The sequence below is a fragment of the Shinella sp. M27 genome (assembly GCF_049199905.1).
Taxonomy (GTDB): domain Bacteria; phylum Pseudomonadota; class Alphaproteobacteria; order Rhizobiales; family Rhizobiaceae; genus Shinella.
The window spans coordinates 76,229-92,975 of the sequence record NZ_JBLZPK010000008.1 but is presented as its reverse complement, the minus strand read 5'-3'; the positions used below and the strand labels follow the sequence as shown (position 1 = coordinate 92,975).

Genomic DNA, 16,747 nt, shown 5'->3' with positions numbered 1-16,747 from the left:
GTTTGCTGGTCTTTGCTGTCGGCTGGGAGCGGTTGCGTTCTTTTTGTCGCACCCTCCGTTAAAAAGCCGGTGGAAAAAGTTGATTTTGAACACAAACGGGCAAGCCCGCTTTTCAGGCCGTAACGAATGTGCAAGGGATTTGCTCCATGGTGTCGGCGGGGGCCGTGTGGGTGTGCGTGATTGGGACAAGGTTTGGTCATGGGACTTGACGAAACGTCTGAACTGCATGTCTATGCCGATCCGTCGTGGCGAGCGGCCGGCTCTTGCCTCGTGTCTATGAAGGCGCGGTCAACAGGAAATGCAGTGTGATGATCGGAATTGAAGACGTGAGCGGGCTGCGCAAGGCGTTGAGCGTATTTGCGCGTATTCTTGCGGCCGGCACGGTGTTGACGCTGGCCGGTTGCGTGGTCCCCAATGACGGGCCGCTGACCCAGGAAGTGCTTTCCGCCGGCGCGGGCGGCAAGACCTACGAAATTCCCCAGACCAAGCTCATCTTCGACGTCGTCGATATCGACCAGCGCGTCGCCAATGGTGTGAATGCCGGCGTTCGCCAGGGGTTCTCGAGCACCTTCGGCTTCGGCGGTGGCGGCAGCACGCCGGTCATCGGTGTCGGCGACCGCCTGGAAGTCACCATTTTCGAAGCCGGTCCCGATGGCCTCTTCTCGACCGTCGAGCGCAAGTCGACGACGATCCCCGTCGTCGTGCAGCCGGATGGCCATGGCCAGATTCCCTATGTCGGTTCCGTGCGTTTCGCCGGCATGACCATCGATTCCGCTCGCTCGACCATCGTCGAAGCGCTGAAGGCTAAGGCCGTCGAGCCCGATGTCATCGTGGCGATGGCGGACAATGCCTCGCGCACCGTGTCTGTCCAGGGTGATGTGAACAAGTCCTCGATCGTACCGCTGGGCCTGAACGGCGTTCACCTCAGCGAGGCGATCGCCATGGCGGGTGGCGCGTCCAAGCAGCCTTACGACACCTATGTCAGCCTGAAGCGCGGCGGCCGCTCGCGCTCGGTTCTGCTGCAGACGGTCATCGACAATCCGAAGGAAGACATTTACGTCAAGCCGGACGATCAGATTTATGTCAGCTACGATCCGCAGACTTTCTCGGCGCTCGGCCAGACGGAAAAGAGCGGCAAAATCCCGTTCAACGCCGCCAAGCTCAGCCTCGTCGAGGCCGCAGCGCTCGCTGGCGGTGGCAATATCGCGACGGCTGATCCCAAGGGCTATTTCGTCTTCCGCTATGAAAACGAAAACGTCTATCGCAGTGTCGTCGGTGACGATCGCTTCCGTGATCTGATCTCGCGCGGCATGGCGCCGGATGGCGAGGGACGCTATCCGATCGTCTATCGCCTCGATCTCGGCGCGACGCAGAGCTATATCATCGCTCAGAACTTCCCCGTTCGGAACAAGGACGTGATCTATCTGTCGCGCCACATCGCCACGGATTTCGCGAAGTTCATGACCATTCTTTCCAGCGGATCCAGTGCGGCCTACAATATCACGCGTACCGCAAACGCGCTTTGACGGCGTCGCGTGTTGCCTCCGTGGTGCCGGTAGGCGCCACGGATTTGGTGCGGCGATCCGCCTGATCGATAGGAAGCTGGATGGCCGATCGGGCACGCAAGACCTATGCGCTTCTTTCGTATGGCCTGTGGCAGCAGCGGGACGACATCGCTCGCTTGCTTGACGCCGATATCGTTGCCTGGCCCTTCGTTCTTCCGCGCAGGATAGATGGTTTTGTCGGCTGGGGGCGGCGTCCTTCAGGGATACGCGCCGCGCAGCTTGCCAAACTGTTGGGCAAAGAAGTCCTCACGCTCGAGGATGGCTTTCTGCGCGGCTTTGCGCCGGGACAGGCGGAGCCGAGCCATTCCTATGTGATCGACCGGCAGGGCATCTACTTCGACGCGCGGCAGCCAAGCGATCTCGAAAACCTGCTGGCGCAGCCGCAGACCGATCCGCTGGCGCTGGAACGGGCGCGCCTGATGATGGCATGGCTGCGGGAAGAGCGCCTGTCCAAATACAACAACAGCCCGCTCGTGACCCCGGCAGCGGCCGGCGTGCCGCAAGGTCGTTCCTTCGTTCTTCTCGTCGATCAGGTCGCAGGCGATGCTTCCATTGCCGGAGCAGGCGCAAACGCGGCGCGTTTCCAGGTCATGCTGGAGCACGCTGCGGCGTCCAATCCGGGCAAGACGCTCGTCGTGCGCACCCATCCCGCCGCGGGCGAGAAAAGCCTGCTGCGCCAGGCCGCGGCAGCGCTTGGCCTGTTTATCGTCGTGCCGGAGCGCATGAACCCCTGGCCGCTGCTGGAAGAGGCTGACAGCGTCTATACGGTGTCGAGCCAGCTCGGCTTCGAAGCGCTGATGGCCGGGCGCCCGGTTCATTGCTTCGGCTCAACCTATTATTCCGGCCGGGGCCTGACGGTGGATCACGGAGAGCTGGCTGCCACCAAGCCGCCAGCCTCCCTGGAACAGGTTTTCCACGCGGCCTTTCTCGAATACACGCGCTATCTGGACCTGCACACGCGGCAGCCCTGTACGGCGGAATGCGCTGTCGAGCAGGCGATCACCACGCGCAACCAGCGCTCCCGTCTGACCCGCAAGGTCTTTACGGCAGGGTTTTCGCCGTGGAAGCGCCGCGCCATGACGCCGTTCCTGAAGGGCATGGCGGGCGATCCCGTGCACCTGCGCTCCATGGACGCGGCCGTGCCGGCGGCACAGGCGGCGGGTGGCATCGTGGCGGTGTGGGGCAGTGACAGGCCTTTGCCGGATGCCGTGCCCGCGATCCGTCTCGAGGATGGCTTCATCCGCTCGAAGGGCCTCGGTGTGGCGCTGACGCTTCCGTCCTCGATCGCCATCGACGATGATCATGTCTATTACGACGCGCGGGGCGCGAGCCGCCTTGAAACACTGATCGCGGAGGGGGTGTTCGACGAGCGCCTGCTGGCCCGTGCCCGAAGCCTTGCCCAGCTTCTAATCGACCGCGGTGTTTCGAAATATAATCTCGGCACGGTCGCCGAAGCGCCCGTCGTGGCGGACGGACGGATGAAGATCCTCGTCCCCGGTCAGGTCGAGAAAGATGCCTCCATCCGCTACGGTTCACCGAAGGTGCGGTCCAATGCCGGGCTCGTCACTGCGGTACGCGCACTCTTTCCCGACGCCTTCATCGTCTATAAGGCGCATCCAGATGTGGTCTCCGGCGTTCGAAGTGGCGGCGAGGCGCCGCGCGATGCGGACCGAATCGCCACGGATGGAGACATACTCCAATGGATCGCCTGGGCCGATCGTGTGGAAACCATGACGTCGCTGACCGGTTTCGAAGCGCTGCTGCGCGGCAAGCCCGTCGGCGTGCATGGCATGCCGTTCTATGCCGGCTGGGGCCTCACTGACGACCGCCTGACCATCCCGCGCTGCCGGCGCAGAATCAGTCTCGATATGCTCGTCGCCGCGAGCCTCATCGTCTATCCGTTCTATGTGCACCCCCTGAGCCGCCTTCCATGCCGACCGGAGGACCTGATCGCCGAAATTTCCGGCGGCGCCATGAAAAAGTCGGGTCCACTTGGCATGCTTTTTTTGGGTGCGGCGCAGCAAATAAACCGATTGGGGGTCTTGTTGCGCGACTCGCGGTTGCGGTAGTATAACAACCGCAAGGTGGGGATTGCAGTGCCGATCGGGTCATGGACATAGTTGCCCGTTCACATCGCATAGGGGATTTTCGGAGAAGGGTGGCGGATGCAATTGCTAAAGAGGCAGGTTTATGCCATGACGGGTGCCTTCAGCACCATTGCGAGTTGAGCCAGCCTGTCATGACTGAGCAGCATGATCCAGATTTGAAGGCCGGTCGATTTGAGTCCGAGCAGGGTTCCTTGCGTGGTTCGCGCCTGATCAATCTTTCATTGCGCCGCAAGCTTTCGAAACGTTTTCCCTCCAAGAGTGCGCCGCGCGTGCTTCTGTTGCAGGGACCGGTTGGCCCGTTCTTCCGCAAGGTACAGAATCTTCTCAATCAGAATGGTTTCGAAGCCTGGCGAGTCTGCTTCAATGCGGGCGACCGGCTCTTTGCGCGCGGCAATCAGAATCTTCATTTCTCGGGTACTGCAGACGCTTGGCGAGAATGGTTTACCGAGATTGTCGGTGAACATGGTTTCGACTATGTCGTGCTTTTTGGCTGCGAGCGCGAAATCCACCGAATTGCGAGTGAGCAATGCGCGGTGCTGGGTGTTCCAGTCCTCTGTCTTGAAGAAGGATATATCCGCCCCGGTTTCGTTACGATGGAACTTGGCGGCAATAACTGGCGCTCCCCGGCCATGGGTAAGTTGCCGGAGGAGGGGGACTCTGACTCCCGAACGGAACGGCCGAAGGGTGCAAGCTTCCCTTCTTCCTTTGGCGCTATGGCGACCTACGCCTATACCTATTTCGCCGTGCGTGGTGTGTTCTCCAGGCCGAGCGAGCGCAAGCTGTTCCACAAGCCCAGACGCTCGTTCGTGCGGGAAATGTTCTACTGGATCAAGAACTACTACAGGAAGTTCAGCAATCTCGGCCGCAATTACCGCTGCATGGAGCGGCTGCTTGAGCACCACGACAAGCGGTACTATCTGGTGCCGCTGCAGGTGCATGACGACGGCCAGCTCGGTGCCGCTGCGAGCGGTTGGAGCAATCAGAAACTCGTTCTGAAATCGATCGTATCCTTCGCGCGAAACGCACCCGCGTCGGCTCAGCTCGTGTTCAAGATCCATCCCATGGAGCGCGGACACAGCCAGGACAGTCAATTCATTCGCCAGGTAAGCGTCCTGAACAATGTAGCCGACCGGGTTCATATCCTCGATGGCGGGTCGCTCGGCCTTTTGACACGCCATTCTGCTGGCATGGTGACGATCAACAGCACATCAGGCCTCTCTGCTTTGCAGCACGGTGTTCCACTTGCCGTTTTGGGCCAGGCATTCTATCGGCATCCAGCCCTCGCCTTTTGTGTCAACAAGGGTATCGAACTCGATCAGTTCTGGTCGTCTGGTCATGTGGCTCCAGCAAACCTGCGGCGTGAATACCTGAATTGGATCACCCGCAAATGCCTGCAGCCGGGTGATTTCTATGCCTATGAGGGAATGGAAATTGCAGCGAATTCGCTTCTTATGAAGTTGCGTGACATTGTCGAATCCTCTGGATCCGTAACGCCACTGCGGCCGTCAGTCGGCGCGGTCAATTACACGCCCGAGCGTCTGCGCGCTGCCGGTGGCACATAAGCTGACTGTACTGAGTATGCAAAACGGCGACGGCCGCTGCTAGGCCGATTTTCGCTGCGCGGCCGAGGAGCGCAAAATTTCCTCGTGAACCTGAATGGCTTCTTCAATGTCGTTGAAGAACGTCAGCTGTCCATTGTGCATCACGCCGCCTACATCGCAGAACGAGCGAAGCAGGCCTGCCGAATGTGAAACGAGCAGAAGCGAGGAATTCTCCCGCCGCTGTTCGAAAACGTCCTTGCACTTCTTCTTGAATGTGGAATCGCCGACGGCGATGACCTCGTCGATCAGGTAATATTCGAACTCGATCGCCATACAGATGCCGAAGGCAAGGCGCGCTTTCATGCCGGCGGAATAGGTCTTGACCGGCATATCCAGGTAAGCCCCGAGTTCCGAGAACTCCGTGACGAAGTCGAGCACCTTGTTCCGCGGCTTGCCGTAGATGTCGGCAATAAAACGGGTGTTCTGAGCGCCTGTGAGCTTGCCGTGCACACCGCCATTGAAACCAAGCGGCCAGGAAATTCTGCCTTCACGTAGAATACGGCCGGAGTCCGGCATTTCTCCGCCGGAAATCATGTTCATCAGCGTGGATTTTCCCGCGCCGTTCCTGCCGAGGATGCCGATATTGATGCCTGGCGGAAAGGTCGCAGTGAAATTGTCGAGGATGATCTTTTTCCCCCCGTCAGGGCGGGGATACGCTTTACAGACTTTATCGAAGATGATCATGAGTTGATGATCTTTCGGCGGAAGATGCGTTCCATCGTCAAGCCAATTGCAAGCATGCCGGTGGAGAGGCCAACCAGGTATTCCTTGCTGAGCAAGGGGTTGTAGTCGAGATAGGTCGATGTGCGGAACCATTCAACGCAGTGCAGGAACGGGTTCCACCAGAGAATAGCCTGAAAATCCGGCGGTAGCTGGGACGGCAGGAAGAAGACCCCTGACATCAGCATGAGAGGCAGGCTGAGCATGTTGAGGAACGTGTCGTAGCGCGGAAAAAGGCCGCTGACCATCGCGTTAAAAACCGCAAAAGAGAGCGCGAAATACAAGACGGCCAGCAGGCATTCTGCAAAATCCGCGGGATAGACAATGACCGCACGGTCCATCGTGAGCGAAAGCCCTCCCAGGAACAGCCAGCAAATAATGAGCCAGAGCGTCGATTCCGTGAGGAACGCTGCAATGATGGTATCCAGGGGACGGACCAAGGGATAGGTCAGCATCGGCTGGTTGCTGATAATTGCCCGCTCCGACTTGCGCGCGATACCACGCGTCATTCGAAAACCGAAAACACCTGTCATCACGAAGAGGAGTGCGTTGTCCCCGAAGGGGATGCTCGTATCCATCGATGTGTGGAGCACAATGAAGATGGCAACATAGGCCATGGGTTCGAGCAGAACCCATACCACGCCCATACGGCTTTCGCCGAAGCGCGTCACCGCACTCCTCACGACAAGCGCGGCGATAACCCGTACATTTTCGCTGAGAGCGTAAGCGAAACTCTTCTCGGATACTACCTTCATTGTGCGGCTCGTGGTCGGGGTGCCGTCAGATCGCATGATCCTTGACGGAGCGGAATACGAAGTAGCCGATGAGCCAGAAGCCGAATGAAGCCAGGAGAACGATACCCGTATTCAGGACGCTGAATGGATAAAGGGCCACTTCCGGTTCGCGCGGCGGGACATACACGGCGAAATACCGTTCCTGCTTCTGCGCTTCCTGCATGGACGATTCCAGTGAGGCCAGTGACGCCGTATAGGCTTTAACAGCAAACTCCTGCTCGACGCCGAGTTCGGAGAAACGGCTGATCATCTGCGGCAGAGCGTTCGATGTATCGACGCCCGCGCGTGTCGTCTTGCTGTCGGCTGGTTGATCGGTATCTCCGGTCAGGCGTTTTTTCTGCTCGACCAATTGCGCTTCAAGCGCGCTGATATTGCGTTCGATCACCCGTGCCGAAGGTGCATCGCTGCTGACGGAATCGACGAGTGCCTTGTAGCGTGTGCGAAGGTTTGCCAGTTCCTGTTCGAGCGAGCTTATGATCGTTGCTTCCATCGTTGCAACCGCAGTCGGATCGACGGCCTGCTCGGTTATCTGCAATTCGGTCATTTGCTTGCGAATGTTGCGCAAGCGCTCTTCGGAGCGCGCCACCTGCTGGTTGGCAGTCTCGATGACCTGCCGACGCGACTTGTCCGAAAGGGTGTTCACCAGATGCTCGGAAACCGCCAGAATGGACTCGGCGACCTGCTTTGCGTCGCTCGATGAGAACGCGAAGACGCGCATCGTCACGTTGCCGGTGGTCGTGTTGTAGCTGACATTGATCATGTCACGCCAGTAATCGCGGAATTCGTCCAGCGAGCGCGTGCCGTTCTCGCGATAGAGGAAGTCGATCGTCGGACGGGAATACACCGTCCGGATATCGACGCCTGTCTGTTCCCTGATATCGGGCAGGATCTGGGCGGAGTGAATGTAATCCGCGACGATGTAGGAATCGCTGGACTGGCCGCCCCCGCCGACGAGAGCCGGCAGTCCCAAAGCACCCAGAGACGGTTGATTGGCGCCGCGAACGGCAAATTGCGTCTCGACGACATATTGCGGGCTGGCAATGAAGGCGAAGTAGAGCGCGGTCAAAATGGTGGGGAGGACCACAGCGAGGCCGAAGGAGATAGACGTCCATGGAAGCTGGCGCTTCCGCTTCGGCATTTCAGGCAGCGTCAAGATGGTCTTGACGATGTCGGTCGCCTTGCGGGCGCGTGCACCAAGTCCATCTTCGTCGTCTGCAAGCGCAACGGCGGGGCGCTTCGCCGGAGCCGGCTTTTTGATGGCCACGACTTTCTTGTCGTCGGCGCGCTGCTGGGCGCGCTGCTTGGCGATATCAAGCAGGCTGCTGGCACCGGTAGCGACGTGGGGCTCGGCTTCCGCCTGTGCGGGCGTCTTTTCTTCTTTCACGTCGGACCACTCTTTCCAAAGAAAACGGGTTAGTCGCCTAAATGCTTGTCTTCGGCAGATTATTCGAAATAACCTTTACAGACAACAAAAATGCCATGGGCAATCCGGGAGAACGGTCCCTCCGACAGCGATTTTCCGCATTTTTCGTCCCCCCGAGGCTCGGCTTTGTCGCCACGCAATCGGGTTATTTTATGGCCCTGCCGGCGTCCCCGCTCCAGCCCGCACCTGAAGCGATGAAGTTCGGGTTGGCGAAGTCGGTGTCGTTGGGCTGGTTGCGTTTGCCATAGGCAAGCGGCGCGCCGTCGAGGGTGCGGGTTTCGCCGCCGGCCGCGCGCAACACGGCGTCGCCCGCGGCGGTGTCCCATTCCATGGTGCGGCTGAAGCGGGGATAGACGTCGGCGAGGCCTTCGGCGACGAGGCAGAATTTCAACGAGGAGCCGATGGCCGTGCAGGCGTCGATGCCGTGGTCCTCAAGGAAACGCCCGGTCTCGGGCGTATCGTGCGAGCGGCTTGCGACGGCGGTCAGCGCCTTGCCGCGACCCCGGCAGCCGATACCTTGCCGGTTGGCGAGGGTGTGACCATCTGCCACGGTGAAGCGTTCCGCGCGGCCGTCGACGGCAATGAAGCCGGCGGCAAGCGCCGGCGCATAGACGATGCCGGCGATCGGCACGCCCGATTCGATGAGGGCGATGTTGACGGTGAACTCGTTGCGGCCGGCGACGAATTCCTTGGTGCCGTCGAGCGGATCGACGAGGAAGAACAGGCCGCCGGAAATGTCGGGCACTTGGCCGGCGGCGACCGCTTCTTCGGCGATGACGGGAATCTGCGGGAAATGCCGGGCGAGTGCCGCGAGAATCACACGCTCGGCCTCCTCATCCGCCTCGGTGACGGGAGAGCTGTCCGGCTTGAAATGCACATCAGGGCCTGCGCTGTGAATGGCCATGATGGCACGGCCGGCGGCGAGCGCGGCACTTTCCATCACGCGTTTCAGCTCTGCTGCCTCTGCCTGCATCGTTTCCGGCCTTTCTGCTTCTGGCTTAGCCTCGGCGTTGCCGGAAAGCAAATACTGCATGTGGAAACCGCGCCGGACTTTCGCCATGGACTTGCCGTTTGTGCTGCATATGCGAATGTGGCGCGTCTGATCCGGGATTTTTCATGCGCTACTCCGCTCTTTCGATCTTAAAACAAGCCTTTGCCGGAAATCTCGGCTGGAAACCTGCCTGGCGGGAGCCCGAACCGAAGGCGCACTACGATGTGATCGTCGTTGGCGGCGGCGGGCATGGCCTTGCGACGGCCTATTATCTCGCCAAGGAATTCGGCATCCGCAATGTCGCGGTCATCGAGAAGGGCTATCTCGGCTCCGGCAATGTCGGCCGCAATACGACGATCGTGCGATCGAACTACATGCTGCCGGGCAACGAGCCTTTCTACGAGTTTTCGATGAAACTGTGGGAGGGCCTGGAGCAGGACCTCAACTACAATGTCATGCTCTCCCAACGTGGTATCATCAGTCTCTTCCATAATGACGGCCAGCGCGATCATTATATCCGCCGCGGCAACGCCATGATGATGGAGGGGGTTGCGGCGGAGCTTCTCGACCGCGAGACTCTGAAGAGCATGCTGCCCTTCCTGAATTTCGACCATGGACGCTTCCCGATCATCGGCGGCCTGCTGCAGCGCCGGGCGGGCACGGCACGGCACGATGCCGTTGCTTGGGGTTTTGCGCGCGGGGCCGACCGGCTCGGCGTCGATCTCATCCAGAATTGCGAAGTCACCGGCATCCGCCGCGAGAACGGCGTCGTCACGGGTGTCGAGACGACGAAGGGTTTCATCGGCTGCAACAAGCTGGCGCTGGCGGCGGCGGGCAACTCGTCGCGCGTCGGCGAAATGGCGGGGTTGAAGCTGCCGCTGGAAAGCCATGTGCTGCAGGCCTTCGTGACGGAGGGGCTGAAACCCTGCATCGATCACGTCATCACCTACGGCGCGGGGCATTTCTATATCTCGCAGTCGGACAAGGGCGGGCTGGTCTTCGGCGCGGAGATCGACGGCTATTCCTCCTATGCGCAGCGCGGCAACCTTGCGACGGCCGAGCATGTGATGGAGGAGGGGGTGACGATGATCCCCGGTCTTTCGCGCGTGCGCGTTCTGCGCAGCTGGGGCGGGGTCATGGACATGTCGATGGACGGCTCGCCGATCATCGACCGGACGTCCATCGAAAATCTCTATCTCAATTGCGGCTGGTGCTACGGCGGCTTCAAGGCGACGCCGGCCTCCGGCTTCTGTTTCGCGCATCTTCTGGCCAAGGGCGAGAGCCATCATGTGGCGCGCGCGCTGCGGCTCGATCGCTTCGAGCGTGGCTTCCCCATCGACGAGGCGGGTGCAGGCACCCAGCCCAACCTGCATTGAGCTGAACCATGGCAAGCCTGATTTCCTGCCCGCATTGCGGCACGCGGCCCAAGGAAGAGTTTTTGATCCGTGGCGATGCCACGCCCGTTCGCCCTGCGCCGATGGCGGCCGAAGAGGTGTGGCACGACTATGTGCATCTGCGCGCCAATCCGCGCGGCCGCATTCGCGAACATTGGCAGCATGTCGCCGGCTGCCGGCGCTGGCTGGTGGTGGAGCGGGACAATTTTACCCATGAGGTGTTCGGCGTGACCGATGCGGCCAAGGCCGGGGAGGGCGCGCGATGACGGCCTATCGCCTCGCATCCGGCGGTCTCGTCGATCGCAGCCATGCCGTCCGCTTCACCTTTGATGGTACGAGCCTCACGGGCCATTCCGGCGATACGCTGGCCTCAGCCTTGCTTGCCAACGACACGCTGCTTGTCGGCCGCAGCTTCAAATATCATCGCCCGCGCGGCATCGTGACTGCTGGACCCTCCGAGCCGAACGGGCTGGTGACGGTCGGCAGCGGCCCGCGGCGCGATCCCAACACCAGGGCGACGGTTGCCGAGCTCTATGACGGTCTGGAGGCCCGCAGCCAGAACCGCTGGCCGAGCCTTGCCTATGACATCGGCGCCGTGAACAACCTGATGTCGCGGTTCCTCTCGGCCGGGTTCTACTACAAGACCTTCATGTGGCCGGCCGCCTTCTGGGAAAAGGTCTATGAACCGCTGATCCGCCGTGCCGCCGGCCTCGGCCGCACCGACCTGCCGCGCGATCCTGACAGCTACGAGAAGAGTTGGGCGCATTGCGACCTGCTCGTCGTCGGTTCCGGGCCGGCGGGTCTGTCCGCAGCGCTCGTCGCTGCCCGCTCGGGCCTGCGTGTCATCCTTGCCGAGCAGGATTTCGTGCTCGGCGGTGCGCTGCTCTCGGAGACGATGCCGATCGGCGGCGAGCCGCCTTATGTCTTCGCCCGCCGCGTGGTCGAGGAATTGCAGGGCAATCCCAATGTCACGCTCCTGCCGCGCACCACGGTGTTCGGCTGGTACGACGACAATGTTTTCGGTGCGGTAGAGCGCGTCCAGAAGGATGTCGCTGTCGTCGATGCCGCAAAGCCCGTCGAGCGGATGTGGCGCATCGTGGCGAAACACGCGATCCTTGCGAGCGGTGCCGAGGAGCGGCCGCTGGTGTTCGGCGGCAATGACCGGCCGGGTATCCTCACGGCGAGCGCGGTCAGCACCTATGCCAACCGGTTCGGCGTCGCCGCCGGCAAGTCCGTCGTCGTCTTCACCAATGGCACGTCCGGTTATCGCACGGCAAAGGATTTGATCGCGAAGGGTGTGGAGATCGCGGCACTGATCGATAGCCGCCCTGCATCCGGCGATGTCGCGCCGGCCGGTGTTCGCCTCATTCGCGGCGGCGCGATCGTCGATACGAAGGGGCGCCATCGTGTGCGGACTGTGGTTGCTGATCGCGGTGGCTTCGAGGAGCTGATTGCCTGCGACGCGGTCGCCATGTCGGGCGGCTGGAGCCCGGTCATCCATCTCGCCTGCCAGCGCGGCGGCAAGCCGGTCTGGTCGGAGGCGCTTCAGGCGTTCCTGGCGCCGGATGTCGGCGCGGGGCTCGTCATGGCGGGGGCTGCGGCGGGGCACTATCGCCTCTCCGAATGTTTTGACGACGGTGCGCGTAAGGCCACGGCTATTGTTGAAGCGCTCAGCCGGCCGGCGGCCGGTCTCGAGCGTCCGGCAATTGGCGAGGAAGCCGATCCGTCCTTCACGGCGCTCTGGCATGTGCCGGGCGCGAAATCCAAGGCCTTCGTCGATTTCCAAAACGACGTGCACACCAAGGACCTGGGCCTCGCCGTGCGTGAGGGCTTCGGCCATGTCGAGCATGCCAAGCGCTACACGACGGGCGGCATGGCGACGGACCAGGGCAAGCTCGGCAATATCAACGCCATCGGCATTCTCGCCGGCATGCGTGGCGTCAGCCCCGCCGAGGTCGGCACCACGACCTTCCGGCCGTTCTACACGCCGGTTTCCTTCGGGGCGATGGCCGGCACGTCGATCGGCGAACATGCCATGCCCACCCGCCGCTCGCCGCTGCATGGCTGGGCGGCGCGCAACGGCGCAGTCTTCATCGATGCCGGGCTGTGGTATCGCTCCTCCTGGTTCCCGAAGGCCGGTGAGAAGACCTGGCGCGAGAGCGTCGATCGCGAAGTGCGCACCGTGCGCGAAAACGCCGGTCTCTGCGATGTCTCGACGCTCGGCAAGATCGAGGTCTTCGGGCCTGATGCGGCCGAATTCCTCAACCGGCTCTATTGCAATCCCGTGCTGAAACTGCCCGTCGGCAAGGCCCGTTACGGCCTGATGCTGCGCGAGGACGGTATGGTCTATGACGACGGCACGGTGAGCCGGCTCGGCGAAGAGCATTTCTTCGTCACCACGACGACGGCGATGGCCGGCGGCGTGCTCTCGCATATGGAGTTTGCCGCGCAGGTGCTGTGGCCGGACTTGCGCGTGCGCTTCCTCTCCGTCTCCGACCAATGGGCGCAGATGTCGATTGCCGGGCCGAAGGCGCGCACGATCCTGCAGGCCGTGGTCGAGGACGATATTTCCGGCGCGGCCTTCCCGTTCCTGGCGGCACGCGAGGTGCGGCTGAAGGGCAATCTCAAGGCGCGGCTGTTCCGCATCTCGTTTTCGGGCGAGCTTGCCTATGAGCTGGCGGTGCCGGCGGGGCATGGCGAGGCGGCGGCCGATGCGCTGATGCGGGCCGGTGCGCCGCATGGCATCTGCGCCTATGGCGTGGAGACGCTGAATGTGCTGCGCCTCGAAAAGGGCCATGTCACCCATGCCGAACTCGACGGCCGCGTGACGCCCGACGATGCCGGCCTCGGCCGCATGATGGGGTCGGGCAAGCCCGATTTCATCGGCAAGCGCCTCTCGAGCCGCTTCGGCCTGACGGCGGCGGACCGGATGCAACTGGTCGGCCTCAAATCGGTGGAGCTGGAGAAGGACATGCGGGCCGGCGCGCATCTCTTGAAGGACGGCGCAAAGCCCTCGACGATCAACGACCAGGGCTGGGTCAGCTCCACCTGTTTCTCGCCGACGCTCGGCGGCCACATCGCGCTCGCCTTCCTGAAATCCGGCCGCGAACGCTATGGCGAGAAGATCGTGGTCTGGGATCAGCTGCGCGGCGTGGAGACCTTTGCCGAGGTCTGCGATCCCGTCTTCGTCGATCCCGAAAACACCAAGCTGATGGCGTGAGGTAGAGGCGATGGCTTACGAATATCAGGCGGTGCATGCGCTGGACGGGACGATCGGTGCGATTGCCGAGCGGCGTGCGAATCACCTTTCCGTGCATCGCACGACGGCCGTTGCCATGGTGCTTGCCGTCCCCGGCCAGACGGCCGAGGCGGCCGGCATTCTCGTGTCGAACGGCGAGTTCGAGGCGCGGTTCTCCGGCCCCGGTGAATGGCTCGTCCTGTCGGAGGTGCATGCGCCGGAAACGCTTGCCGCGGAGCTTTCCGTCCGGCTCGGCGATTTCGCATTCGTCGTCGATCAGAGCCATGGCCGGGTCGTGCTGACGCTATCGGGTCCGGATGCCGCCCGCATTCTGGCAAACGGCATTGCGGTCGATCTGCATGCCGATGCCTTCCCGGTCGGGCGTGCGGCGAATGTGCTCTGCAGCCACCTCTCGGTCAACCTCGCCCACATCGGCGAGGAGCGTTTCGACCTCGTGGTGATGCGCAGCTTCGCCGAGGCGCTGGTCGATGATCTCAAGGTGATGGCGCGCAGCCACGACCTGTCGGTGGATTTCGCGACGCGCTGACGACGGTCCGCGCGCCGCTGCCCGACATTCAAAATCGACAAAGCGACATGAGGTTTCGCACCACGGGCTTGTGAGGCCTCCGGGGGACAAAATAGGCTGCGCTTCGTCTGCAGCACGAAGTTCCCTTCAACCCGCCAAGCCGGAGTTTTTCATGAAGAGCCATGCAAGGGTCGTCGTCATCGGGGGCGGCGTCGTCGGCTGTTCCGTCCTGTATCACCTCACCAAATTCGGCTGGACCGATGTTGTGCTCGTCGAACGCTCGGAACTGACCTCCGGCTCGACCTGGCATGCCGCCGGCGGCATGCACACGATCAACGGCGATCCCAACGTTGCCAAGCTGCAGAAATATACGGTGGAGCTCTACAAGGAGATCCAGGATTATTCCGGCCAGGACATCGGCCTGCACATGACCTCGGGCATGATGCTCGCCTCGACCAAGGACCGCTTCGACTGGATGAAGTCGATCCTCGCCAAGGGCCGCTACATGGGGCTCGACGCGCATCTGCTGACGCCGAATGAAGCGCATGACCTGATGCCGCTGCTCGATCCCGACCAGTTCGTCGGTGCGGTGTTCGATCCGGTGGAAGGTCATCTCGATCCCTACGGCACGACCCATGCCTATGCGAAATCGGCCAAGAAGAACGGTGCCGACATCTATCTGCACACCAAGGTAGAGGACCTCGTGCAGCGCGAGGACGGCAGCTGGCGCGTCATCACCAACAAGGGTGAGATCATCGCTGAGCACGTGGTCAACTGCGGCGGCCTCTGGGCGCGCGAGGTCGGCCGCATGGTGGGGCTCGAGCTGCCGGTGCTGGCCATGGAGCACATGTATCTCATCACCGAGGACATGCCCGAGGTGATCGAGTTCAACCAGACGCGCGGCAAGGAGCTGATGCACTGCGTCGATTTCGACGGGGAAATCTATCTCCGCCAGGAGCGCAACGGCATGCTGATGGGCACCTATGAAAAGGCCTGCCGCCCCTGGTCGCCGCTCAACACGCCCTGGGATTTCGGCCACGAACTGCTCGCAGAAGACATTGAGCGCATCACGCCGGAGCTGGAAGTCGGTTTCCGTCACTTCCCGGCTTTCAACAAGGCAGGCATCAAGAAGGTCATCAACGGCCCCTTCACCTTCTCGCCGGATGGGAACCCGCTCGTCGGCCCGGTGCGCGGCATGACGAATTTCTGGTCGGCCTGCGCGGTCATGGCCGGCTTCAGCCAGGGCGGCGGCGTCGGGCTGGCGCTCGCCAACTGGATGATCCATGGCGATCCCGGTTTCGACGTCTTCGCCATGGATGTTTCGCGCTACGGCGACTTCGCGACGCTCGGCTACACCAATGCCAAGGTGCGCGAAAACTATTCCCGCCGCTTCTCCATCCGCTATCCGAATGAGGAGCTGCCGGGCGGACGCCCGCTGCTGACCACGCCGATCTATGACAAGCTCAAGGAAGCCGGCGCCGTCTTCGGCGCCTCCTATGGTCTGGAGGCGCCGCTGTGGTTCGCGCCCGAAGGCGTAGAGGATCAGTTCTCCTGGCGCCGCTCGACCGATTTCGACACGGTCGGCGCGGAGGCCAGGGCGGTGCGCGAAAGCGTCGGCCTGATGGAGACGTCGGGCTTTGCGAAGTATGCGGTGAAGGGCAGGGGGGCGGAAGCCTGGCTCGACCGGCTGCTGACCTGCCGCATTCCGGCGACCGGCCGCATGACGCTCGCGCCCATGCTGAAGGATGACGGCAAGCTGATCGGCGACTTCACGCTGGCCAAGCTCGGCGAGGGCGATTTCCTGCTCATAGGCTCCGGCATCGCGGAAGACTATCACATGCGCTGGTTCGAGAGCCATCTGCCGGACGATGGCTCGGTGACGCTCGAGGCGTTGAACCTGTCGCTCGTCGGCCTCGCCATTGCCGGTCCGAAGGCGCGTGACGTACTGCAAAAGCTGACGCATCAGGATCTGTCGATGTCAGCTTTCGCCTTTATGGACGTGCGGCGCATGGATCTCTGCATGGCGCCGGCCGTTGTCGGGCGCGTCAGCTATACCGGCGATCTCGGCTATGAAATCTGGATGAAGCCGCAATACCAGCGCTACCTCTACGATCTCATCCTCGAAGCCGGTGCCGAATTCGGCATCCGCCTCTTCGGGCTTCGTGCCTTGAACGCACTGCGCCTCGAAAAATCCTATGGTAGCTGGTCGCGCGAATATCGCCCGCTCTATGGCCCGGTCGAGGCTGGGCTGGAGCGTTTCGTTGCGCTGCGCAAGGACGCCGATTTCATTGGCAAGGACGCGGCCAAGGCCGAGCGCGAGACGGGCGGGGAGCTGCGCCTGCGCACCTTCATCCTCGAGGCGAAGGACGCCGACGTGATCGGCGACG

General features: G+C 62.0%; 12 protein-coding genes. 8 read left to right on the top strand and 4 right to left on the bottom strand.

Features of this window, described 5'->3' with window-relative positions:
- Window positions 1-308: 308 nt before the first annotated feature.
- The 3 genes from ACOZK4_RS02670 to ACOZK4_RS02660 all read left to right on the top strand — a co-directional run bounded on the left by ACOZK4_RS02670 (window position 309) and on the right by ACOZK4_RS02660 (window position 5,235).
- On the top strand, window positions 309-1,526 hold the full coding sequence (locus ACOZK4_RS02670; protein ID WP_421590277.1) for a polysaccharide biosynthesis/export family protein: 1,218 nt from the start codon (window positions 309-311) through the stop codon (window positions 1,524-1,526).
- 80 nt (window positions 1,527-1,606) lie between these two features.
- On the top strand, window positions 1,607-3,634 hold the full coding sequence (locus tag ACOZK4_RS02665; RefSeq protein WP_421590276.1) for a capsular polysaccharide biosynthesis protein: 2,028 nt from the start codon (window positions 1,607-1,609) through the stop codon (window positions 3,632-3,634).
- Window positions 3,635-3,804: 170 nt separating this feature from the next.
- The gene (locus ACOZK4_RS02660) at window positions 3,805-5,235 is read left to right on the top strand and encodes a capsular biosynthesis protein (protein ID WP_421590274.1); all 1,431 of its coding nucleotides are present in this window, start codon (window positions 3,805-3,807) and stop codon (window positions 5,233-5,235) included.
- A 39-nt stretch (window positions 5,236-5,274) separates the two neighbouring features.
- On the opposite strand, the gene ACOZK4_RS02655 is transcribed toward ACOZK4_RS02660, so the two are convergent.
- From ACOZK4_RS02655 to cysQ, 4 genes are all read right to left on the bottom strand, one after another.
- Window positions 5,275-5,958: an ABC transporter ATP-binding protein gene (locus ACOZK4_RS02655; protein ID WP_313529001.1), complete on the bottom strand. Its 684-nt coding sequence runs from the start codon at window positions 5,956-5,958 to the stop codon at window positions 5,275-5,277.
- Entirely contained in the window at window positions 5,955-6,749 is a 795-nt protein-coding gene (locus ACOZK4_RS02650; RefSeq protein ID WP_313528998.1) for an ABC transporter permease, read from the bottom strand. Before ACOZK4_RS02650 ends, ACOZK4_RS02655 begins: the two co-directional genes overlap by 4 nt.
- A 25-nt stretch (window positions 6,750-6,774) precedes the next feature.
- Window positions 6,775-8,172 carry a hypothetical protein gene (locus ACOZK4_RS02645; RefSeq protein ID WP_421590272.1) on the bottom strand — a complete coding sequence of 466 codons (1,398 nt, stop codon included), beginning with the start codon at window positions 8,170-8,172 and terminating at the stop codon, window positions 6,775-6,777.
- 184 nt (window positions 8,173-8,356) lie between these two features.
- Window positions 8,357-9,163, bottom strand: a complete 807-nt coding sequence (gene cysQ / locus ACOZK4_RS02640; protein ID WP_421590375.1) for a 3'(2'),5'-bisphosphate nucleotidase CysQ — start codon at window positions 9,161-9,163, stop codon at window positions 8,357-8,359.
- A gap of 164 nt (window positions 9,164-9,327) precedes the next feature.
- Between cysQ and ACOZK4_RS02635 the strand changes: the two genes are divergently transcribed.
- From ACOZK4_RS02635 to ACOZK4_RS02615, 5 genes are all read left to right on the top strand, one after another.
- Window positions 9,328-10,578: a sarcosine oxidase subunit beta family protein gene (locus ACOZK4_RS02635; protein WP_421590271.1), complete on the top strand. Its 1,251-nt coding sequence runs from the start codon at window positions 9,328-9,330 to the stop codon at window positions 10,576-10,578.
- Between the two features lie 8 nt (window positions 10,579-10,586).
- Window positions 10,587-10,862 carry a sarcosine oxidase subunit delta gene (locus ACOZK4_RS02630; RefSeq protein WP_421590270.1) on the top strand — a complete coding sequence of 92 codons (276 nt, stop codon included), beginning with the start codon at window positions 10,587-10,589 and terminating at the stop codon, window positions 10,860-10,862.
- Window positions 10,859-13,816, top strand: a complete 2,958-nt coding sequence (locus tag ACOZK4_RS02625; protein ID WP_421590268.1) for a sarcosine oxidase subunit alpha family protein — start codon at window positions 10,859-10,861, stop codon at window positions 13,814-13,816. Before ACOZK4_RS02630 ends, ACOZK4_RS02625 begins: the two co-directional genes overlap by 4 nt.
- Before the next feature lie 10 nt (window positions 13,817-13,826).
- Window positions 13,827-14,381, top strand: a complete 555-nt coding sequence (locus tag ACOZK4_RS02620; protein WP_421590267.1) for a sarcosine oxidase subunit gamma — start codon at window positions 13,827-13,829, stop codon at window positions 14,379-14,381.
- A gap of 151 nt (window positions 14,382-14,532) precedes the next feature.
- Window positions 14,533-16,747, top strand: a 2,215-nt coding sequence (locus tag ACOZK4_RS02615) for a GcvT family protein (protein ID WP_421590266.1), incomplete at its 3' end; no start/stop codon positions are given.